Consider the following 21,491-nt stretch of genomic DNA (forward strand, 5'->3'; position numbering starts at 1 on the left):
CTAATCACGGCAGCGTGTGTGCCCAATCACGCCGGCGGGAACATCAGAAAGGCGGCCGCCAGGCCCAGCAGGGCGATCAGCAGCCACGACGCAAGCGCGGCCAGCAGTGCACGGGCTCCCGTGTGCAGCAGCTGGCCCACGCGGACGGCGGAACCCAGTCCGAACAGCGCCATGCCCAGCAACAGGTCCTGCAGCGCGGCGGCCGCGTCCAGGACGGCGGGGGAGAGCCAGCCGGTGGTGCGCAGGCCCGCCAGGGCAACGAACCCGATCACGAACAGCGGGATCACCGGCGGACGCGCGGCGCCGTCGGGTACGGTGCCCAGCCGGTGGTGGAACCCGGCGGCGGCGACCATCGGCGCCAGCAGGATCACCCGGGTCAGTTTGACGACCACCGCGACGGCGAGGGCAGCCGCGCCCGCGGTTTGGGCTGTGGCGACGACCTGCCCGACGTCGTGCACCGAGGCGCCGGTCCACGCCCCGAAGACCTCCGGCCCGAGACCCAGGGGGTGCGCGAGCAGGGGGAGTACGCCGATCGCCAACGTTCCGCAGAGCGTCACGAGCGCCACGGGCAGCACGGTTTCCTCCTGCCGGATGCGGCGCACCGCGGCCATCGCCCCGATCGCCGAGGCCCCGCAGATGGCGAAGCCCGTGGCCACCAGCAGCGATACCCGGGGCGGAAGCCGGAAGAGCCGGCTGATCCCGTAGGTGCCCGCGAAGGCGGCCAGCACGACGACGACAATCAGCAGCAGCGCGGCCCAGCCCAGTCCCATGACATCGCCGAGGCTGACTTTCAGGCCCAGCAGCACGATCCCTGCGCGCATCAGGTGTTTGCCGGCGAAGTCGAGCCCGGGACGCGCCGGCCCCGCCGTCCACCCCGCCACACCCGGCAGGTTGGCCGCCAGCAGCCCGAGAAGCACGGCAAGGGTCATCACCGGCAGCGCGGGGAGCATCAGATGGACGGCGACGGCGGCGGCGACGGCCGCCGCGGCGCCGATCAGGCCGGGCGCGGCCTCGGACACGGATCTTTTGGGGGACACGCCCCTACCTTGCCGTACGCGGCCGGAAAAGCCGTAACCGCGGCCATCCCGGAGGCGGCCCGCGCACACGGGATTGCGCCGCGGGACCGTGCCGCAGGAATGCGCCGCAGGGTCGCGCCCCTGGGATTGGGCCGGCGGGGCCACGGCGGGGGCCGCCGAAATGATTTCGTAACGAAAAAGTGGTTGGCTAGTCACCATGTCTGACCTATTCCAGGATTACTCCGAGGCCGCCGGCCGCTCCGGCGCCTACGACGAGATGTTTGCCCCCGGCCAGCAGGCCCGGAAGTCCTACGGGCAAGTGGCCCTGGCCCTGCGTGAACTGTCGCTTGCTGACGTCAGCGCCCGCGCCGATTCCATGGCGCGGACCTTCCTGGACCGCGGCGTGACTTTCGACTTCGCAGGCGAAGAGCGGCCCTTCCCGCTGGACATCGTTCCCCGGGTGATCCCCGCCGACGAGTGGAGCGTGCTGGAACGCGGCGTGGCCCAGCGCGTCCGCGCCCTCGAAGCCTTCCTCAATGACGTCTACGACAAGATGACAGTGGTCTCCGACGGCGTCATCCCGCGCCAGCTCGTCACCACGAGTGCGCATTTCCACCGCCAGGTGCACGGCTTCGAGCCCGCCGGCGGCGTCCGCGTCCACATCTCCGGCATCGACGTCGTCCGCGACGCCGCAGGCACCTTCCGCGTCCTGGAGGACAACGTGCGCGTGCCCTCGGGCGTCAGCTACGTCCTGGAGAACCGCCGGGCCATGGCCAAGGGCCTGCCGGAAGCTTTTGGCCAGCAGCTCATCCGCCCGGTCGAGGAGTACCCCCGCCGGCTGCTGTCGGCCCTGCGGAAGACGGCCCCCTCTGGCGTCGATGATCCCACCGTGGTGGTCCTGACCCCCGGCGTGTTCAACAGCGCGTACTTCGAGCACACCCTGCTGGCCGGCCTGATGGGTGTCGAACTCGTCGAGGGCCGCGACCTCATCTGCCGCGGCAACCGGGTCTACATGCGCACCACGGCCGGTGAGCAGCGCGTGGACGTGATTTACAAACGCATCGACGACGAATTCCTGGACCCGCTGCAGTTCCGCGCCGATTCCATGCTCGGCTGCCCCGGCCTGGTCAACGCCGCCCGCGCCGGCGGCGTCACGATCGCCAACGCCGTGGGCAACGGCGTCGCCGACGACAAGCTGGTCTACAGCTATGTGCCGGACCTCATCCGCTATTACCTGAACGAAGAGCCCGTGATCGCCAACGTGGACACGTTCCGGCTCGAGGAGAAGGAAGCGCGGGAGTACGTCCTGGACAACCTGGACGAGCTCGTGGTGAAGCCCGTCGACGGATCCGGCGGCAAGGGCCTCGTGATCGGTCCGGACGCGTCCAAGGACGAGCTCGAGGCGCTGCGCAAGCGCGTCGTCTCCGATCCCCGCGGCTGGATCGCCCAGCCGGTCCTGCAGCTGTCCACCGTGCCCACGCTCAGCGGCGACAAGTTCGGCCCCCGGCACGTGGACCTTCGCCCGTTCGCTGTCAACGACGGCGAGGACGTCTGGGTCCTGCCCGGCGGCCTGACCCGTGTGGCCCTCAAGGAGGGCTCGCTGATCGTCAACTCGAGCCAGGGCGGCGGATCCAAGGACACCTGGGTCCTGGCGGATTCCCCGCAGGTCCCGGTCGAAGTCATCCCGCGGCCCACCATCGCGGTCCGCGAGCGGGTCTCGGTCTGGCCCGTGGAGAGCAACTGGCGTGACAGCCAGAAAGAGCAGCAGCAGCAGCAGATTTCTGAGGCGCAGGAGGTAACCGCGAATGCTTAGCCGTATTGCTGAGTCACTGTTTTGGATCGGCCGCTACGTGGAACGGGCAGACGGCACCGCCCGGATCCTGGACGTCCACCTCGAGCGCCTCAACCATCTGCCCATGGAGGAACAGCGCAGCGTGGCGCAGGAACTCCTGGCCGTCATGGGTGCCCGTGCGCAGAATGAGGAGTTCGGCCTCCCCGAGCTGCTCAACGCCCTCGCCTACGACAAGCAGAGTGCCACCTCCATTGCCGGGTCGCTCGGCGCGGCCCGGGAAAACGCCCGCCGCGCCCGCGAGACCGTCTCCTCCGGCCTCTGGGAAAGCCTCAACACCACCTATTACGGGCTGAACCAGCACCGCAAGGACGTGGTGGGCACTTACCGCTTCTGCAACTGGGTACTGGAACGCACGGCCATGGTCAGCGGCCTCGCCGACACCACTGTCAGCCACGACGAGAGCTGGCAGTTCCTGGTCCTGGGCCGGTCCCTGGAGCGTGCCGACATGACTGCCCGCATGCTCTCCACCCGCGATGTCCTCTCGGCCGGCATGTCCTGGGTGAACATGCTGCGCTGCGCCGGCGCGTACGAATCCTTCCTGCGGACCCGCCGGGCGGCCTTCGGCGACCAGCACGCGGCCGAATTCCTGCTCCTGGACCGGCTGTTCCCGCGCTCCATCGTCTACGCCCTGCGCGACGCCGACGAGTGCCTGGCCAAGCTGGATCCCTCGGCCCAGCGCGTCGGGTTCATCAACGACGCCCGCCGGATTGTGGGGCAGGCCCGCACGTTCCTGGAATTCCACCGCACCGATGACCTCATGGCAGAGCTGCCCGAGCACATGGAGCGTGTGCAAAAGGCGGTGTCGCAGGCCTCGGACGCCATATCCCGTAAGTACTTCAATCAGGCAGACGAACTGGCCTGGGTGGGAGAAGTTTCATGACCCGGCTGAACATCGTCCACAAGACGGCCTACAAGTACAACAAGCGCGTCACGCTGTCCTACAACGAGGCCCGGATGACCCCGCTGACGGACCCGCAGCAGGTGGTACTCGAGTCCTCCATGAAGGTTTCGCCCTCGCAGGCGGCCCTGAGCAGCTACCGCGACTACTGGGGCACCCGCGTGACGGCCTTCGACATGCAGATGCCGCACGAGCACCTCGAAGTCCTGTCCACCACCACCGTTGAGGTGCACCGGGTCGAGAAGATCGCAGCCGAGGCCGACATCGTCGGATGGGATGTCCTGGCCGCACCGGAGACGCTCAACCAGTTCAGCGACTGGATTCCGCAGTCCCAGCTGACGGGTCCCGGCGCCGAAGTGCTCGGCATCATTCCCGGCGTCGTCGAGGGAAAGACCCCGCACGAGGCCGCCATGGCGGTCTTTGAGTGGATGCGCGGTGAGATGACGTACATGAAGGGTTCCACCGGCGTCACCACCAACGCCGAGCAGGCCTGGACCCAACGGCAGGGCGTCTGCCAGGACCTGGCGCACCTCGCCATCGGCTCCTTGCGCAGCTGCGGGATCCCGGCCCGCTACGTCTCCGGCTACCTGCACCCCCGCTCGACGGCGGAGCTCGGCGAGACGGTGGCCGGCCAGTCCCATGCGTGGCTCGAGTGGTGGGACGGCGAATGGCGCAGCTGGGACCCGACCAACCACAAGCCGGCGGGGGACTTCCACGTCACCGTGGCCCGGGGCCGCGACTACCGCGACGTTCCGCCGCTCAAGGGCATCCTGTCCGGCGGCGGGGGATCGGCCCTGAGCGTCAGCGTGGAGATCACCCGGGTCGCCTGACCGGCCCACATCCCCGTTGCGACCCCACTTGCGCTATCGGATACGGCTGCTCTGAACCCCTTAGAGCAGCCGTATCTGATAGCGCAAGTGGGGTTTTGGGTTATTCCAGGCCGGAGCGGGTGGAGTCGTCCAGCGGTGTCCACCACGTCATCGGGGGCACCACCTTAAAGCGCCGGCCGGTGATGGTGTCAGGTGTGATCCGGACGAAGCGTTCCTTTTGTCCGGCCTGCCATGGGAACAGCAGCAGGCCTACGGTGTCCATGACTTCCTGTGGGTTCTGCACGGGTGCGGCCTGGCCTTTGACCACAACGCTCCAGGCGATCCCGGTGTCGGCGTCCACGCCGTCCGCTTCCAACGCCACGGGCGTGTCCCCGGTGGCCGCCTGCAGCTTGGTGCCCTCCGCGGTCCGGAAAACCAGCGAACCGTGGTCCACCTTGTAGTTGAGGGGGAAGATATCCGGATGATCACCCACCCAGACCGCCAGCCTGCCGACCGAGACGCTGCGCAACAACTCCCAGCATTCGTGACGGTCGAGGTTTTCTACTGTGTGGGCTTGGTCCTTTGACTCGTGACCGCCCGGATTCGAATCAGTCATGCCGGAGAGAGTACGCGGACGGCCTCACGGCGGCTAGGGCAAATGGACCCAAAACCCGGGAAAAACTGCGAAATCCGGGGCCTTCCTGAGCAGTTCACGGTATTCTGGCATAGGGCCGTCAGCGTCGACATTGGCCGGAACGATTGGGGGCAATGACATGCATTCAACGGGTGAGAGTCCAGGCCATACCGTCTCCGCGCCAAGTTCTGCCGTTGAGGAACTGCTGAAGGGTTTCGGCGCCCGCGCGGAAGAACTGCTCCAATCCAAGGAACGCATGGCCGGCCTGCTGGAAGCGGTCGTCGCCCTGGCCGAAGACCTGAGCCTGGATGCCGTCCTGGAACGGGTCGTCGAGTCGGCCTGTCGTTTATTGCATGCCCGGTTCGGTGCACTGGGCGTCATCGGTGATGACCACGCGCTGAGCCACTTCATCACCGTCGGTATCGATGGCGTATTGGCACGTCGGATCGGTCCGCTGCCCACCGGACACGGCGTGCTCGGCCTCCTGATTACGGACCCGCGGCCCCTGCGGCTGCATGATCTTCGCCAGCACCCTGAGGCCTACGGGTTCCCGGCGCACCACCCGCCCATGCAGTCATTCCTGGGGGTCCCGGTTCGCGTCCGCGACGTGGTGTTCGGGAACCTGTACCTCACGGAAAAAATAGGCGGCGAGGACTTCAGCGCCGAAGACGAGGCCCTGGCCGTCGCATTGGCGGCAGCCGCCGGCGTCGCCATCGAGAACGCCAGGCTCTATGATGACGCCCGCCGCAGGGCCCGCTGGCTGGAGGCCTGCATGGACGTCTCGGGGCTGATGTTGAGCACCGACCGCGACTACACCTCCGGCGGCCTGGATCCCATTGCCGGCCGCGCGCTCCAGGAGTCCGCGTCGGACCTCGCCCTGCTGGTGGCGCCCGCGGCCAACGGCGTGGCCCACGTGGTGGTCGGTGTTGCCGGTGAGCGGGGCACTGCGTTTTCGGGAAAGTCATTGCACCTGGACTCAGAACTCCTGGAAGAAGTTCTCGACGGCGGTGAGCCGGTGCTGTTCGACGACGCTTCGGCGGTGGTCGGGGAAGTCGGCGCCGGAGTGACCGGGCCGTTGCTGGCCGTGGCCCTCAGCACCCAGGGCGCCCACCATGGCCTGCTGCTGCTGGCACGGAACAAGGATTCTGTACGCTATGCCCGGACCGACATCGAAATGGGCGCCGTCTTCGGGTCCCACGTGGCCCTGGCCCTGGAACTGTCCCGCGTGCACCGGCTGCGTGAAGAGCTCCTGGTCTTCACCGACCGGGACAGGATCGCCCGCGACCTCCATGACCTCGTCATCCAGCGGCTGTTCGCCGCCGGACTGAGCGTGCAAAGCCTCACCCGGTTCACCCGGGAGGAGCTGGCGACGGAGCGCATCCGCAACATCACAGGCGAACTGGACGAGGCAATCCGCAGCCTGCGCGACACCATCTACTCACTGAAGAGCAACACAGGCGTTACCGAACTGCTGAGCGGCCGGATCCGTCGGGTCACCCGAAGTTCCTCGAAATCCATGCCCTTCGCCCCGCGCCTGACCATCACAGGACCCGTGGATGCCGTGACGCCGGATAAGGCGGACAACGTCGTGGCCGTGGTCTCAGAGGGGCTCAGCAACGCCATCCGGCACTCCGGGGCGGACACGATCTCCGTCTCCGTTGCCGTGGTCAAAGGCCGGGTGACGGTGGTGATCAGCGACAACGGCGCCGGATTCGCGCACCCCGGAAAACGCAACGGGCTGAGCAATCTCGAGGACCGTGCGCGGATGCTCGACGGCGAATGCATCATCACGAGTGAGCCCGACGTCGGTACCAACCTTGAATGGTCGGTGCCACTTTAATCCGTGCCTCTGCAGCCGGCCACTTTAGCCGGCGCGTTTAGCCGGCGCGGCCCGAGGCTACCGGACGCTGTGCGGCCGGGTCCCGTCGCTCCCAGCGGAGGCCACCGGATATGCCGGGCTGGCAATGAAGACAGCGGCCTGGGTGCGGCGTTCGAATCCGAGCTTGGCGAGCAGCGAGGATACATAGTTCTTGACGGTCTTTTCCGCCAGGAACATTTCGGCAGCAATTTGCCGGTTTGTCAGTCCGCCGCCGACCAGTTCCAATACCTTGCGTTCCTGGGGTGTGAGGGAAGATGTACGCGGGTCAACTTCCTCGGCCTCCACCAGGCTGTCCACGACGCCGGCGGCGACGCCTTCCTCGAAGAGAGACTCGCCTGCTGCTGCCCGCCGCAATGCGCCGATCAGGTCAGTGCCGCCGATCTCCTTAAGCACGTAGCCCCGCGCGCCGGCGAGGACGGCGCCGCGCAGGGCCTGTTCGTCGTCGAAGCTCGTCAGGATGATGCAGTTCAGTGACGGGTCCACTGATCGCACGTCGCGGCAGACCTCAATGCCGGTCCCGTCCGGAAGGCGGGCGTCCAGCACACAGACATCGGGATGCAGGGCGGGAATCCGGCGGGTCGCCTCCACGGCGGATCCGGAACTGCCAACCACCACGAACCCTTCGCCTTCGAGTAGTTCCTGGAGCCCGCGTCTGACGAGCTCGTGGTCATCAAGGATAAAGACGCGCATCACCGCCTGCATACCATCGGATGCAGTGAGACCTGCGTCTGCCCAGGCAATCATGATTCTCCCGTCCGGCCGCGTGGTGGACCGCTTGATCCTGTAGTGCATCGACTTACCCCAGCCCTGCCATTCTTCTGCACTGTGGGGCCACGAACAAGGGTCATAGTGCCCAGCTGGCCGGATCCAGCCCGCCATCCGCAGTGTCTCCGCCTGCCTTCCGCAGTATCTCCGCTTGCCTTCCGCAGTGTCTCCGTCTGCCTTCCGCTATGCCCCGGGTCAGTGCCGGACGCTTGGCTGGATGTCTTTTGGCCCTAGCCGCCTGGCGGGCGGGGCGAAATTATGGGAGCGGCGCCATGCGCGGCATGTTGTCCGGCCGGCACGAAGGCAGGGATCACCGATGAACGCAGTCAGGGACGTGGGCACGATCGTTGTAGGCGTAGACGGCTCAGAGGCGTCTGTGGAGGCGCTGCGGCAGGCGCAAGGCCTCGCGCTGCCTCTGTCCGCCAAAGTGGTCGCCTTGGCGTGCTGGGACTATCCGCCCGTGTATGACGGCTACGTCGCCGTCGGCATCGACGACTTCGACGTCCGGGCCGGGGAGATCCTCAACGAGGCCGTGGCGAAGGCTTTCGGCCCGTCGACTCCTGCCAACGTCGAGATCCGCCTCGTCCAGGGTCATCCCCGCTCTACCCTCATCGAGGAGAGCAAGTCTGCGGACATGCTCGTGCTCGGCCGCCGCGGCCACGGCGGGTTCGGCGGCCTGTTGCTGGGGTCGGTCAGCTCCGCCTGTGTTGCGCACGCGCATTGCCCCGTGCTGGTGGTCCACGCACCGGAGTAGGCCTGGCCCGGTGCCTTGCGCCCTGCGCTCCTCGAACCCAGTGCTACTCGAATGAGTTGCGCCGCGGATCGGTGAGACGGGTGGTCCACACATCAGGCCTGTTGACCTTGAAGCGTCGACCGGTCAGCGCCTTGGGCGCCACCCGGACGTAGTAGGCCTTCTCGCCCGGCTGCCAAGGCTCCAGGAGCAAGGCGTCCGCCGCGTCCTTCTCTTCCTGGCTTTCGATGAGTCCGGCTTCGCCGCGGGCCATCACGCTCCAGGCCGACTCGTCGTTGGCGTCGTAGCCGTCAATCTCGAATGCCACCGGCTTGCCCGTGATGGCGCCCCACAACTTCGTCCCGCCGGAGGTGCGGAAGACGATCGTCCGCCGCTCCAGTACGAAATTCACCGGAAAGATCTCCGGATGGCTGTCCACGATCAGTGCCACGCGCCCCACGACTTCGGTGCCGAGCAGGCCCCAGCACTGGTCCATGGTCAGCGAGTAGTCCGGCGGGGGCGTGGTGGTGTCCATGGGGAGCCACGTTACGTATCGTCCCGGACCTCGATTAGGGCCATAAGGCCCGCGGTGCGCACCTGCGTGCTCAGCGCCCTGCGGGCCGCCGGGTTACCAGGGGCTGGGCTTGTAGTCCTTCAGGAACACGCCGTACTGGTCCTCGCCGGCCTCGCCCATCACGATGGGGTCGTACACGCGGGCGGCACCGTCAACCAGGTCCAGGGGGGCGTGGAAGCCCTCTTCCATAAGGCGGACCTTGGTGAAGTGGGGCCGCTCGTCCGTGATCCAGCCGGTGTCCACGGCCGTCATGAGGATGCCGTCGGCGTCGAGCATTTCCTGGGCGCTGGTGCGGGTCATCATGTTCAGCGCCGCCTTCGCCATGTTGGTGTGCGGGTGCCCGGGGCCCTTGTAGGCGCGCGAGAACTGGCCCTCCATGGCGCTGACGTTGACGATGTACTTCCGCCGCGCGGTGGAACGCTTCATGGCACCGCGGAGCCGGCTGACCAGGAGGAACGGAGCTGTGACGTTGCACAGCTGAACTTCGAGCATCTCGAGCGGGTCCACCTCGTCCACCACCTGGGTCCAGCTGTTGATGGTGGCAAGGTCCGGGACGAGTCCGCCGGCGTCGATTGCGGTGCCCGAGGCAATGCGCTCCAGGGAGGCGGAACCGGTGGACAGGGCGAGGGACGTGATTGCGTCCCCGGCCAGCACGGGATGGTCGAGCACGCTGCTGGCCAGGGCAAGCGGGTGCTTGTCATGGGCGTGGCCAAACGTGACGAGCTCCGGGCCCCCGTTGGCAGCCTGGAGGGCGGCGGGCAGGGGCTCGTCCTCGGCGTCGACGAGAGGCTTGTAGGCGTTGCCGGAGCGGCGCACCGTCTGGGCCGCGTTGTTGATGATGATGTCCAGCGGGCCTGCTGCGTCGAGCGAATCCGTCAGGGCCATCACCTGGGACGGGTCGCGGAGGTCAATGCCCACGATCCGGAGCCGGTGCAGCCAGTCGGCGCTGTCCTCCATCGCGGCGAAGCGGCGGGCTGCGTCCTTGGGGAACCGCGTGGTGATGGTGGTGTGGGCGCCGTCGCGCAGGAGCCGGAGCGCGATGTACATGCCGATCTTGGCCCGCCCGCCGGTAAGGAGCGCCCTGCGGCCGGTCAGATCGGCCCGGGCGTCGCGCTTGGTGTGGCTGAACGATGCGCATTCGGGGCACAGCTGGTGGTAGAAGGCGTCCACCTGCGTGTAGTGCTGCTTGCAGATGTAGCACGGGCGGGATCTGATCAGATGGCCGGCGATCTCGCCGGTTGCGGACGGGGCAAGCTTGTTGCCGCGCGTCTCGTCGTCGATCCTGTCGGGTGCCGCCGTCGCCGTCTGTGCGATCACGGCGCGGTCCGCCTCGGCGATCTCGTCGCGCTTGCTGACCCGCCGGTGGCGCTTGACGGCCTTGAACATCTTCCCGGTGGCGCGCCGGACCGAAACGTAGTCGGGGTGTTCCTCGTCGTAGGCGTGGATCGTGTTCAGGACCTTCAGGCAGGCCCGAATCTCCTCCGGGGTCAACTCGGCAAGGCCGGACCCGGCATGACTCAGTCCGGCAGGACCAGACTCGTCAAGACCAGACTCGGCAGGGGGGAGATCGGAGGACAGATCGGGGGCGCTCATTGCCCTAATTTTACAGGGTGCGGGGAGCCCGGCCTGACGCCAGTTCCGGGCCCCCCGCCGGACTACGCCGTGGGCGACTGCTTGTCAGCGCCTACCGCGGCCGCCTGTACGTCGGCCACCCTGTCCACCGACTCCTGCAGTTCCGGCCACTTTTCCGTGGCGGTACGGACGGCGTTGGGCACCAGCCGCAGGTTGGCCGCGGAAAGCGCCCGTTCTGCGTCGCTGGGATCGGGGACAAGCTGCCCCTTGGACAGCACCGTGATTCCGGAGTCGGTGACCTTGAACCCGCGGGCACGGTCCAGTTCGGGGTCGAGGCCGATCGCGGCCCCCGCAGGAACCTTGACGTTCTTGTCGATGATGGCGCGTTTGATGACGGCGCCTTCGCCGACATTGACCTTGTCCATCAGGACCGAGTCCAGGACCCGGCTGGAGGTGCCGACATAGACATCGTTGGAGAGCACCGACCCCTCCACGATGCCGCCGGAGACCACGACGCCGCTGGCCACGATTGAATCCAGTGCTGTGCCCACCGTGTTGGATTTGCCGCGGACAAACTTGGCCGGCGGCGAGATGCTCTGGCGGGTGTAGATCGGCCACTCGGAGTTATAGAGGTTGAACACCGGAACGGGGGAGATGAGGTCCATGTGGGCGTCGTAGAACGAGTCGATGGTGCCGACGTCGCGCCAGTAGGTGCGGTCCCGTTCGGTGGACCCCGGGATGTCGTTGAGGGTGAAGTCGTAGACGCCGGCCTGACCCTGGTTCACGAAGTAGGGAATGATGTCCCCGCCCATGTCGTGCTTGGTGTCGAGCCGCTCCGCGTCGACGTGGAGGGCCTCGACCAGGGCGTCGGCGTCGAACACGTAGTTGCCCATGGAGGCCAGGAACTGGCTGGGGTCAGCCGCGAGGCCGGGCGTCGAGGACGGCTTTTCGACGAAAGCGGCAATCTTGTCCGGGTTGTCCGCGTCCGTTTCGATCACGCCGAACTGGTCCGCCATGTGCAGCGGCTGGCGGACCGCGGCCACCGTGGCCTTGGCCCCGCTGGCCACGTGCTGCGCCACCATCTGGGAGAAGTCCATCCGGTAGACGTGGTCCGCGCCGACCACGACGACGATGTCCGGGTTGGCGTCATGGATCAGGTTTAGGGACTGGTAAATCGCGTTGGCGCTGCCGAGGAACCAGCTCTTGCCGACGCGCTGCTGGGCCGGCACAGAGGCCACGTAGTTGCCCAATTGGGTGGACATGCGCCATGTTTCGGAAATATGCCGGTCAAGGCTGTGGGACTTGTATTGCGTCAGCACCACAATTTGCAGATAGCGGGAATTCACAAGATTTGAAAGGGCAAAGTCAATGAGCCGGTAACTTCCGGCAAAGGGCACACCAGGCTTGGCCCGGTCCGCCGTCAGCGGCATGAGCCGGTTTCCCTCGCCACCTGCGAGGACAATTGCCAAAACTCTCTTTTGATGCGGCATGGTGATCGCTCCTGAACGCCTTCGTTACTCCCCAATACAGTCCGGCAAGCCCGAACGTCTTCACACTAGATCAGTTCCACCGTAACGACTACCTTGGTGCATGTGCGAATAGACATTGTGACTAAAGAATTCCCGCCGGAAATCTACGGCGGCGCCGGAGTCCATGTGGCCGAGCTCAGCAGGGTGCTGGCCCAACATGTGGACCTACAGGTGCGTGCCTTCGGCGCGCCCCGCGAGCCCGGGTATCACGGTGCGACTGTCACGTCGTACTCTGTGCCCGAAGACCTGGGTTCAGCCAACGCCGCCATCCAGACCCTCGGGGTGGACCTGAGGATCGTTCCGGACATCGCAGGCGCGGACCTGGTCCACTCCCACACCTGGTACGCCAACATGGCCGGGCACATCGCCTCGCTGCTCCACGGCATCCCGCATGTCCTCAGCGCCCACAGCCTGGAGCCGCTGCGCCCGTGGAAGGCCGAACAGCTCGGTGGCGGCTACGCTGTCTCCTCTTGGGTGGAAAAGACCGCCTACGAGGCCGCCGCCGCCATCATCGCCGTCTCGGAAGGGATGCGCCAGGACATCCTGCGAAGCTACCCGGACGTTGACCCGGCCAAGGTCAGGGTGGTCCACAACGGCATCGACGTCAGCCACTGGACCCGGGACGAGGGCGATGACATCATCCGCGCACTCGGCATCGACCCGGAGCGGCCGAGCGTTGTCTTCGTGGGCCGGAATACCCGGCAGAAGGGCGTTCCGTACCTGCTGCGGGCCGCCGCCAAGCTGCCGGCCGACGTCCAGCTCGTCCTGTGCCTGGGTGCCGCGGACACTCCGGAACTGGCGGCCGAAACGGCACGCCTGATCGAGGAACTGCAGAGCCAGCGCAGTGGCGTGATCCTGATCGAGCGGATGCTGCCCCGCAAGGAGGTCATCCAGGTGCTGAGCCACGCGACCGCGTTCGCGTGCCCGTCCATCTACGAGCCGCTGGGCATCGTGAACCTCGAGGCGATGGCATGCGGCGCCGCCGTCGTCGCAAGCGCCACCGGCGGCATCCCCGAAGTGGTTGAGCATGGCGAGACCGGGCTGCTGGTTCCGATCGAGCAGGTCACCGACGGTACGGGCATCCCGCTGGACCCGGAGAAGTTCGTCACCGACTTCGCCAATGCGCTCATCGACGTGGTGTCCGATCCCGCCCGGGCGCGCGCCATGGGCGTGGCCGGCCGGCGCCGGGCCGAGGAACACTTCTCCTGGGAATCCATCACGGAGACCACGCTCGAGGTTTACCACTCGGTGCTCAACAAGGACTCCTGACAAGCGTCCAAACGGCAGAACGACGACGGCGCCGCCCCGGCTGAGGGGGCGGCGCCGTCGTTCGTCCTGCGGCCCGGGTCAGGCGCCGCGGACTGGTGCGCTGGTGGTTTTTGTCCCGCGGGCCGCGCGGGCGAGCAGGATCTTTTCATCCAGGGGCGCGTGTCCGCTGGCCCGCTGTTTCCGGAAGTAGTCCCGTGCCTCGTCCTGGCGGGCCTTCTCGGCGCCGGTGGAGATCTCCGCGCGGAGGTGCTCCGGACCGTAGCCGAAGGCGTCCACCAGGTCGATGGCGTGCGGGCGGATCTTCACGAGCAGGCGGTTGATGTATTCACCCACGGTGCGTCCGCGCTGCATCGACAGCCTGCCGTTCATGAGGTACCAGGCCAGGTTCTTCTCGATGAGGGACAGGCCGAAGAGATCACGCAGCCAGGTCAGGACCCTGTGCGTGCCGGGGTCGGTCACTTTTCCGAGGGCCTCGGTGAAGGCTTCCCACTGCAGCAGCTCCGCATGGGCCTGGGCGGCTTCGATGAGCTCGTGCTGGTGGGCATTGAACAAGGCGGCGCCCTGCTGCTGCGGGAGTTTGTTCGCGCCCTTGAGGGCTCCTGCGACGTCCGCGACCATCGTCTGGACGCGGTCGGTCAGCAGGGTCCGCTGGCTGGCTTCGTCCTTGATCGCCAGGGCGGCTTTCTGCACGGATCCGGAGTCCGCCACGAACTGGGCCACGCCGCGCAGCCCGGTGCGGTGGATCGCGACACCGGTTGCCTGACCCACGACGTAGCGGGCCAGCACGCCGAAGTTCACGGTGCGGAATTCCTTGGCGTAGTCGGCCAGCAGGCGCTTGGCGACCAGCTGCAGCAGGACCGTGTTGTCGCCTTCGAAAGTGGCGTACACGTCCAGGTCTGCGCGGAGCGAGGCGAAGCGGTTCTCGATGAGGAAACCGGCGCCGCCGCAGGCCTCGCGGCATTCCTGCAGGGTGTCCAGGGCGTGCCAGGTGCTGAGCGGTTTCAGGGCGGCTGCCAAGGTTTCGAGGTCCTGGCGGTCCTCGTCGGTGTCGTTGCGGCCGGAGAAGACGTCGTCGAATTTCTGCAGCAGCTGCTCACTGGCGAAGCTCGCGGCGTACGTGCTGGCCAGCCGCGTGAAGAGCCGGCGCTGGTGCCGCTGGTAGTCCAGCAGGACTTCCTCGTCGGTCTGGGAAGAAGCATTGAACTGCCGGCGTTCCGTGCCGTACTGGATGGCGGTTTTCAGGGCCAGTTTTGACGCCGTCACGGCGGCTCCGTCGAGGGAGACCCGACCCTGGACCAGCGTGCCGAGCATGGTGAAGAAGCGGCGGCCCGGGCTGGCGATGGGGGAGGTGTAGTTGCCCTCGGCGTCGACGTCGCCATACCGGTTCAGCAGGTTGGTGCGCGGGATCCGGACGTGGGTGAAGTGCAGCCGGCCGTTGTCGATGCCGTTCAGGCCGCCCTTGACGCCGTCGTCCTCTCCGCCGATGCCCGGCAGGAACTCCTTGGTCCCGGGGTCACGGAGGTCCATGTAGAACGCGTGCACGCCGTGGTTGACGCCCTTGGTGACCAGCTGGGCGAACACGACGGCGGCCAGGCCATCGGTGGCGGCGTTGCCGATGTAGTCCTTCCACGCGGCCCGGAACGGTGTGTGGACCACGAACTCCCCGGCTGCGGGGTCGTAGGTGGCGGTGGTGGCGATGCTGGCCACGTCGGATCCGTGCCCGGTTTCGGTCATGGCGAAACAGCCCGGGATGTCCAGGCTCATGATGCCCGGCAGCCACTTCGCGTGGTGGTCGGCGGTGCCGAGGTGGTTCACGGCGGAGCCGAAGAGTCCCCACTGGACGCCGGCCTTGATCTGCAGCGACGGGTCGGCGATGACCAGCTCCTGGAAGCCGGCCACGTTCCCGCCGTGATCATCCGAGCCGCCCACGGACGACGGGAAGGCGCGGTGGACGGCGCCATTGTCCACGAGGATCTTGAGCTGGCCGAACGCGCGTTGGCGATGCTCGGTGTGGGTCAGGCCCTCGATCTTGTGCAGGTCAGGGCGGCCGGCGAGGGCCCTGGACGCCAGCCGGATGTCGGCCCACTTGCCGAGCAGCTGGTCGCCGAGGGCCGCGACGTCGACGGCGGGCGCCTCGGGGGAGCCGGCGTGGGCGCCGGCACGGACGGCTGCTGTGGGTTCCGCCGATGTCGTGGTGCGACGGGGCCCGTTGCCGGTGGTGCGGTCGGCTAGTTCAGTCATGTCGATTCCTTCTTTGGTTCTGACAATTCAGTTCGTAGGCGTGGGACCGGTATGCCTGAGCTAAACCGTGCCCTGGCCCGCCGGGTCTGTCTGGTTCGTTTGAAAGGCCTGGTTCGTTTGAAAGGCCTGGTTCGTTTGACCGGCCTGTGCCGGGGCCGCTGACTGCAGCTCGGGGGCGATTCCGAAGCAGAGCCAGTCGGTGATCTGCCGCGCCATGGCTTCCTGGTCCGGCCTGGTGGGTCCGGGCGGACTGGCCAGCCACTGCTCTCCGGCATTCCGGACCAGGCCGATCGCGGCGTTCGGCCAGTAGCCGATCACGGCTTCCTTGTCCTGACCGCCGCCCAGGTGGCTGCGCATGGGCCGGGCAATCATGTCGCTGATGGCGGCGAAGAAGTGGCTCAACGCCCCGGCGGTGGAAATCGGCGGGCCGGCGGCATCCGGCTCGCCCGGGGCGTGGCGCGTGACGAAGGTATAGACATTCGGGCTGGTCTCGGCCATCTGCAGGTACGCGGACACCATGGCGAGCAGGCCTTCGCGGGGAGTCTGGGCGCTCTGGGCCGCCTCCTGGATGCGCCGCTGCATCTGGCTCAGGACCACCTCCCCGACGGCTTGCTGGAGTCCGGCTTTGTCGCCGAAATAGCGGTAGAACACGGACTTTGACGTTCCCGCGGCAGCGGCAATGTCCTCCATCGACGCATCACTGCCCAGGGCATGCACCGCCCGCCGGGCCGACTTGATGAGCTCCCGCCGTCGTTCCTCGCGGTGGGACTGCCAGCGGGAGGCACGGCCGTCAACGGCGGCGTTCCCGTCGGGCGCGGTTGCGTCGGAGATGTTCACGATACCCATCGTATCAGGTACGCTGGGTATCGGTAACCGTTTTGATTGAAGGAGACAGCCCATGTCCGTCAACGGACAGTCAGTGCCCCGCCCCCAGCCAGCTGCCGAATCAGCCGCCGCACCTGCCGCAGCGGCGAAGGTGCCCGATGCCGGCACCGCCTCGGCGCAGCTCCGCAAGGCCGTGGTGGTGGGCGGCAACCGCATCCCGTTCGCCCGGACCGGGGGCGCGTACACCAAGTCCTCCAACCAGGACATGCTCACCGCCGCCCTGGACGGACTGATCGCCCGCTTCGGCCTCCAGGACGAGCGGATCGGCGAAGTCGCTGCCGGAGCCGTCCTGAAGCACTCCCGCGACTTCAACCTCACCCGGGAAGCGGTGCTCGGCTCGGCCCTCTCGGCCGAAACCCCGGCGTACGACCTCCAGCAGGCCTGCGCCACCGGCCTGGAAACGGTTCTCGGCCTGGCCAACAAGATCAAGCTGGGCCAGATCGAATCCGCGATCGCCGGCGGCGTCGACTCAGCCTCCGACGCCCCCATCGCCGTCAGCGAAGGACTCCGCGAGGTGCTCCTGGACCTTAACCGCGCCAAGACGGTGTCCCGGAAGCTGCAGGTGCTCAGCCGGCTCCGCCCCAAGGACCTGGCCCCCGATGCCCCGAACACGGGGGAGCCGCGGACCGGACTGTCCATGGGCGAACACCAGGCGCTGACTACCGCGCAGTGGAAGATCACCCGCGAGGCCCAGGATGAGCTCGCCTTCAACAGCCACCGGAACCTGGCCGCGGCGTACGACGCCGGCTTCTTCGACGACCTCCTGACCCCCTACCGGGGCCTGAGCCGGGACTCGAACCTGCGTGCCGATACGAGCCTGGAGAAGCTGGCCACGCTCAAGCCCGTTTTCGGCAAGAACCTTGGCGCCGAAGCGACCATGACGGCTGGCAACTCCACTCCGCTGACCGATGGCGCCTCCACCGTGCTGCTCGCCTCCGAGGAATGGGCCGACGCCCACGACCTCCCCAAGCTCGCCGCCGTCGTCGACGGCGAGGCTGCCGCCGTCGACTTTGTCCACGGCAAGGACGGGCTGCTCATGGCGCCGGCATTCGCGGTGCCCCGGCTGCTCGCACGCCACAACCTCACGCTAGCGGACATCGACTTCTTCGAGATCCACGAGGCCTTCGCCGGCACGGTGCTGAGCACCCTGGCCGCATGGGAGGACGAGGACTTCGGCCGTACCCGCCTCGGCCTGGACGGCGCCTTCGGCAGCATCGACCGGGCCAAACTGAACGTCAACGGCTCATCGCTCGCCGCCGGACACCCGTTCGCTGCCACCGGCGGCCGGATCGTGGCGTCGCTGGCCAAGACCCTACACACCACGGGCCAGGTCAACGGGCGCCCGGCCCGCGGCCTTGTCTCCATCTGCGCCGCCGGCGGCCAGGGCGTCGTCGCGATCCTCGAAGCACTCTAAGGAGCATCGGATGAGCGACAAATACACGCAGTTCGTCAGCCACGGCCTGGGCAAAGACCTTGCGAAGCGGCTCGGCCTCCCGCAGCCGGTAGCCCTCCGGCGGTACCAGCCCGGCCGTCCCCTCATCGAAGGGCCCGTCCTGATCCAGGGGTCAACCAGCGGCGCCGACGACCTCGCCGCCGCCCTCCTGGCCTGGAACCTGGACGTCCGCCGCCACGCGATACCCAAGGAAAAACTCGGCGCCATCATCCTGGTCCTGGACGAACTCACCCACCCCGGCGACCTGGAGATACCGGTGCTCACCGCCGCCGCCTCACTGCGTGATCTCGCCCGGAATGGCCGCGTCATCACCGTGTCCCGCACTGCCCACTCCGCGGCCGACCCGGCCGAGGCGGCGGCCCGGCAGGGCGTGGACGGTCTCCTGCGGTCCGTGGCGAAGGAACTCCGTGCCGGCGCCACCGGTAACGGCATCCTGCTCGCCGACGGCGCCGGGACCACCAGCCCCGCAGTACTCGGTGCAGTGCGCTTCTTCCTGTCGGGCCGCTCGGCGTTCGTGGACGGACAGTTCCTGACCGTCAGCTCCGGCGCGGGGCAGCTTCCCGACGACGTCGACAAGCCGTTGGCCGGCAAGGTAGCGGTGGTGACCGGCGCCGCCCGGGGAATCGGTGCAGCGATCGCCCGCACCCTGTACCGCGACGGCGCCACGCTCATCTTGGTCGACATCCCGGCTGCCGGGGACCATCTTGCGGCGGTGGCCAACGAGGTCCACGGGACCGCACTGCAGCTGGACATCAGCCGTGACGACGCCGGCCAGCGGATGATCGAGCACGCCGCGGCACGCCACGGCCGGCTGGACATCATCGTCCACAACGCCGGAATCACCCGTGACAAACTCCTGGCCAACATGGACCCGGGCCGCTGGAACTCCGTGATCGCCGTCAACATCGCTGCCCAGCTGCGGATCAATGAGGCACTCCTGGCCTGGGCGCACTTCCACGAATCGCCCCGGATAGTGTCCGTGGCCTCTACCAGCGGCATTGCCGGAAACCGCGGCCAGACCAACTATGCCGCGTCCAAGGCCGGCGTGATCGGCATGGTGCGCGCCACGGCGCCGCTGATCGGCGAGCGCGGCGGGTCCATCAACGCCGTGGCCCCGGGCTTCATCGAAACCGAGATGACCGCCAGGATGCCCTTCGCCACCCGCGAAGTGGCCCGGCGGCTCAATTCCCTGCAGCAGGGCGGCCAGCCAGGCGACGTCGCCGAGGCCATCGCCTTCCTGGCCAGCGACGCAGCGGGCGGAATCTCCGGAGAGGTGTTGCGGGTCTGCGGGCAGAACCTGGTCGGCGCATGAGCGGTACCCAGACCGTCATCCTGGGCGAGATGCCTGCCCTGTCCAGGCTCTACGTCAACGCGGCGGCCTCGGCGGCACGTCGCCGGGTCCTGGGCACCCACGGCGGCACCGAACTGCCGGCCTACACCCACGAGGTCCGTGGCGTGAAGGCGGACGTTGCCAATCTGACCGCCTACCAGCACCTGATTGGCGAGAGCGCGAGCGATGTCCTCCCCGCCGGGTTCATTCATGCCCTGGCGTTTCCGTTGTCCATGAGCGTGATGAACCGGGACGATTTCCCGCTGCCCCTGCTGGGCATGATCCACCTGAGCAACACGGTGGTGCAGTCCGCGCCGGTCCTGTTCAGCCAGGCCCTGGATGTCCGGGCACGGGTGGAGAACCTCCGCGGGCACCGGGCGGGCACGCAATTTGATGTCGTGGCGGAGGTCCGCGCCGCCGGGCAGGATGCCCTCCGCTGGCGCGGGGTCTCGACCTACCTGGCCAAGGGTGTGTTCCTGCCGGGGATCGACAAGCCCTCGGTGCCCGTGACGCCGCCGCCGTTCTCGGTGCCGGATCCCACGGCCCTGTGGCAGCTTGGCGTCGACACCGGGCGGGCCTACGCGGCCGTGTCAGGCGACTTCAATCCCATTCACCTCAGCGTCCTCACTGCCAAGGCCTTGGGGCTCCGCCGTTCCCTTGCCCACGGCATGTACTTGGCGTCGCGGGCGCTGGCCGACGTCGGCGCCGTCAGGGGGGACTCGTTCAGCTGGGACGTGGCCTTCGAGGCACCGGTGTTCCTGCCGGCCCGCGTGGCGCTGGACATCAGCACCGTGCAGGCCGACGGCGGCGCATGGCAGCGCTGCAACTACGTGGCGTGGAACCCGCTGTCCGGACGCCGGCACTTCAGCGGTTCTGTCACGGCGCTGCCGTAGCCGCCGGCGGGCCGGGCTTGGCCACACGCAGCATGCGGTGCAGGCTCAGGAGGATGGATTCCACCGCGCTCGGGGCATCCTTGATGTGCTCTTCGGAGCCAAGCCGGGCGGTGAGGCCGCTGATCGCCGCGTCGGCGGTGCCGGCCAGCTCGGCCTGGCGTTCGGGGTTCTCCTCTTCCATGGCAAGCAGCACGTCGCCGACGGAGGACAGGGCGTCCCCGAGGGGCGCCGCGTAAGCGTCCGGGACCACGAAAGGGGTATCGTCGGCCCAGATGACCTCGGAGAGCACCTGCGTCACGTCCTGGATGTGGAACGTCAGCCGCTCGAGGTCCCTCAGGCTCTGGTAGTCGAGGTCTATGTCGCGCGGATGCAGATGGCGGCGGGGATTGGCCTGGCGGCTCGCATCGGCCTTCTCCACGGCGAGGCGCACGGAGCGGGCGTGTGCTGCGAGCGCTTCGGAGCGGCGGGACCAGTCCTGGTGTTCCGGCGGCCAGCTTTCCCTGAGGGCCTTGCCCATGTCCCAGAGCTGCTGGGCGAGGGCCTGCCGCAGTTCCGCGATGCTCAGGGCCGCGGCCCGGAAATGCAGTGGCGGGAAGACCAACAGGTTCACGACGATGCCCACCGTGACGCCGACGCCCATCTGGAAGAGGTACCCGAAAGAGAACGTGTCCGGATTATGTCCGCCGACCAGCAGCACCAGGAGCGCCGCCGTCGGGATCCAGTCCCGGCCTGAGCCGATCTTCGGCAGTCCGGCCAGGACCACGCCCAGGGCCATGACCAGCGCGACCGTCAGCGGAGTGGGCGAACCGAGGCTGAACAGCATGAACGCCAGCCCGACGCCGATCGCCAGGCCGACGAGCGTCTGCAGGCCCTGGCGCATGGAACCGGCAACGTTTTCGTACATGGCCACCAGGGCGCCGAGCGGTGCGTAATACGGATACTCGGCAGCGGAGCCGGGCATGAAGGGAGCGATCGCGAAGGCGATGCCCGCGGCCAGTCCCGCCTTCAGGGCCAGCTGGAGCCGGGGCCACAGGATCGCCACCGAGACGGCACGGGAAACATGGCGGGCCCATCGGCGCGGCGCGGAGGGTGGGCTGCCGGCAGTCTTTTCTGGATTGACCATCCCGGCTCACCCTAGGGCCGTGAGGTTGCTGCGACAAGT

At 67.7% G+C, this 21,491-nt stretch carries 18 protein-coding genes; 9 read left to right on the plus strand and 9 right to left on the minus strand.

Features of this window, described 5'->3' with window-relative positions; translation table 11 throughout:
- Nucleotides 1-26: 26 nt before the first annotated feature.
- A complete protein-coding gene (locus ACFVTM_RS05745; RefSeq protein ID WP_390202419.1) occupies nucleotides 27-1,037 on the minus strand; it encodes a YeiH family protein in 1,011 nt (336 codons plus the stop codon).
- 196 nt (nucleotides 1,038-1,233) lie between these two features.
- On the opposite strand from ACFVTM_RS05745, the gene ACFVTM_RS05750 reads away from it, so the two are divergent.
- Genes ACFVTM_RS05750 through ACFVTM_RS05760 form a run of 3 tightly spaced genes read left to right on the plus strand, consistent with a single transcriptional unit; the run spans nucleotide 1,234 to nucleotide 4,596 of the window.
- Nucleotides 1,234-2,829, plus strand: a complete 1,596-nt coding sequence (locus ACFVTM_RS05750) for a circularly permuted type 2 ATP-grasp protein (RefSeq protein WP_390202420.1) — start codon at nucleotides 1,234-1,236, stop codon at nucleotides 2,827-2,829.
- Nucleotides 2,822-3,748 (plus strand): alpha-E domain-containing protein, encoded by a 927-nt coding sequence (locus ACFVTM_RS05755; RefSeq protein ID WP_390202421.1) that lies wholly within the window; start codon nucleotides 2,822-2,824, stop codon nucleotides 3,746-3,748. Before ACFVTM_RS05750 ends, ACFVTM_RS05755 begins: the two co-directional genes overlap by 8 nt.
- Nucleotides 3,745-4,596, plus strand: a complete 852-nt coding sequence (locus ACFVTM_RS05760) for a transglutaminase N-terminal domain-containing protein (protein ID WP_390202423.1) — start codon at nucleotides 3,745-3,747, stop codon at nucleotides 4,594-4,596. Before ACFVTM_RS05755 ends, ACFVTM_RS05760 begins: the two co-directional genes overlap by 4 nt.
- A gap of 100 nt (nucleotides 4,597-4,696) precedes the next feature.
- Here the strand turns inward: ACFVTM_RS05760 and ACFVTM_RS05765 are convergent, their stop codons facing one another.
- Complete coding sequence (locus tag ACFVTM_RS05765) at nucleotides 4,697-5,191, minus strand: pyridoxamine 5'-phosphate oxidase family protein (RefSeq protein ID WP_390202425.1); 495 nt, start codon at nucleotides 5,189-5,191, stop codon at nucleotides 4,697-4,699.
- Between the two features lie 157 nt (nucleotides 5,192-5,348).
- Here ACFVTM_RS05765 and ACFVTM_RS05770 point away from each other — a divergent pair, with 157 nt between their 5' ends.
- Nucleotides 5,349-7,049 (plus strand): GAF domain-containing sensor histidine kinase, encoded by a 1,701-nt coding sequence (locus ACFVTM_RS05770; protein ID WP_390202426.1) that lies wholly within the window; start codon nucleotides 5,349-5,351, stop codon nucleotides 7,047-7,049.
- Nucleotides 7,050-7,106: 57 nt separating this feature from the next.
- On the opposite strand, the gene ACFVTM_RS05775 is transcribed toward ACFVTM_RS05770, so the two are convergent.
- Nucleotides 7,107-7,832, minus strand: coding sequence for a response regulator (locus tag ACFVTM_RS05775; protein WP_390202427.1), 726 nt, complete (start codon nucleotides 7,830-7,832; stop codon nucleotides 7,107-7,109).
- Nucleotides 7,833-8,169: 337 nt separating this feature from the next.
- Here ACFVTM_RS05775 and ACFVTM_RS05780 point away from each other — a divergent pair, with 337 nt between their 5' ends.
- On the plus strand, nucleotides 8,170-8,607 hold the full coding sequence (locus tag ACFVTM_RS05780) for a universal stress protein (RefSeq protein WP_390202428.1): 438 nt from the start codon (nucleotides 8,170-8,172) through the stop codon (nucleotides 8,605-8,607).
- Between the two features lie 43 nt (nucleotides 8,608-8,650).
- Here ACFVTM_RS05780 and ACFVTM_RS05785 read toward each other — a convergent pair whose 3' ends face one another.
- From ACFVTM_RS05785 to glgC, 3 genes are all read right to left on the minus strand, one after another.
- Nucleotides 8,651-9,118 carry a pyridoxamine 5'-phosphate oxidase family protein gene (locus tag ACFVTM_RS05785; protein WP_390202429.1) on the minus strand — a complete coding sequence of 156 codons (468 nt, stop codon included), beginning with the start codon at nucleotides 9,116-9,118 and terminating at the stop codon, nucleotides 8,651-8,653.
- A 93-nt stretch (nucleotides 9,119-9,211) separates the two neighbouring features.
- Nucleotides 9,212-10,750 carry an SDR family NAD(P)-dependent oxidoreductase gene (locus ACFVTM_RS05790; RefSeq protein ID WP_390202430.1) on the minus strand — a complete coding sequence of 513 codons (1,539 nt, stop codon included), beginning with the start codon at nucleotides 10,748-10,750 and terminating at the stop codon, nucleotides 9,212-9,214.
- 62 nt (nucleotides 10,751-10,812) lie between these two features.
- Nucleotides 10,813-12,219 carry a glucose-1-phosphate adenylyltransferase gene (gene glgC, locus ACFVTM_RS05795; RefSeq protein ID WP_390202431.1) on the minus strand — a complete coding sequence of 469 codons (1,407 nt, stop codon included), beginning with the start codon at nucleotides 12,217-12,219 and terminating at the stop codon, nucleotides 10,813-10,815.
- A 102-nt stretch (nucleotides 12,220-12,321) separates the two neighbouring features.
- Between glgC and glgA the strand changes: the two genes are divergently transcribed.
- Nucleotides 12,322-13,527 (plus strand): glycogen synthase, encoded by a 1,206-nt coding sequence (gene glgA / locus ACFVTM_RS05800; protein WP_390202432.1) that lies wholly within the window; start codon nucleotides 12,322-12,324, stop codon nucleotides 13,525-13,527.
- A gap of 78 nt (nucleotides 13,528-13,605) precedes the next feature.
- Here glgA and ACFVTM_RS05805 read toward each other — a convergent pair whose 3' ends face one another.
- A complete protein-coding gene (locus tag ACFVTM_RS05805; RefSeq protein ID WP_390202433.1) occupies nucleotides 13,606-15,768 on the minus strand; it encodes an acyl-CoA dehydrogenase in 2,163 nt (720 codons plus the stop codon).
- Between the two features lie 60 nt (nucleotides 15,769-15,828).
- Nucleotides 15,829-16,605: a TetR family transcriptional regulator gene (locus ACFVTM_RS05810; RefSeq protein WP_390202434.1), complete on the minus strand. Its 777-nt coding sequence runs from the start codon at nucleotides 16,603-16,605 to the stop codon at nucleotides 15,829-15,831.
- 61 nt (nucleotides 16,606-16,666) lie between these two features.
- Between ACFVTM_RS05810 and ACFVTM_RS05815 the strand changes: the two genes are divergently transcribed.
- From ACFVTM_RS05815 to ACFVTM_RS05825, 3 genes are read left to right on the plus strand one after another with little or no spacing between them, the layout of a single operon-like run.
- Complete coding sequence (locus tag ACFVTM_RS05815; protein ID WP_390202435.1) at nucleotides 16,667-18,067, plus strand: acetyl-CoA C-acetyltransferase; 1,401 nt, start codon at nucleotides 16,667-16,669, stop codon at nucleotides 18,065-18,067.
- Between the two features lie 10 nt (nucleotides 18,068-18,077).
- Nucleotides 18,078-19,418 (plus strand): 3-oxoacyl-ACP reductase, encoded by a 1,341-nt coding sequence (locus ACFVTM_RS05820; protein WP_390202436.1) that lies wholly within the window; start codon nucleotides 18,078-18,080, stop codon nucleotides 19,416-19,418.
- Nucleotides 19,415-20,329 carry a MaoC family dehydratase gene (locus ACFVTM_RS05825; protein WP_390202437.1) on the plus strand — a complete coding sequence of 305 codons (915 nt, stop codon included), beginning with the start codon at nucleotides 19,415-19,417 and terminating at the stop codon, nucleotides 20,327-20,329. The genes ACFVTM_RS05820 and ACFVTM_RS05825 overlap by 4 nt, the downstream gene beginning before the upstream one ends.
- Here the strand turns inward: ACFVTM_RS05825 and ACFVTM_RS05830 are convergent.
- Nucleotides 20,313-21,452 (minus strand): aromatic acid exporter family protein, encoded by a 1,140-nt coding sequence (locus tag ACFVTM_RS05830; RefSeq protein ID WP_390202438.1) that lies wholly within the window; start codon nucleotides 21,450-21,452, stop codon nucleotides 20,313-20,315. The two genes, ACFVTM_RS05825 and ACFVTM_RS05830, sit on opposite strands and share 17 nt — an antisense overlap.
- Between the last annotated feature and the right edge of the window lie 39 nt (nucleotides 21,453-21,491).

Source organism: Arthrobacter sp. NPDC058130 (genome assembly GCF_042884475.1).
Taxonomy (GTDB): Bacteria; Actinomycetota; Actinomycetes; order Actinomycetales; family Micrococcaceae; genus Arthrobacter.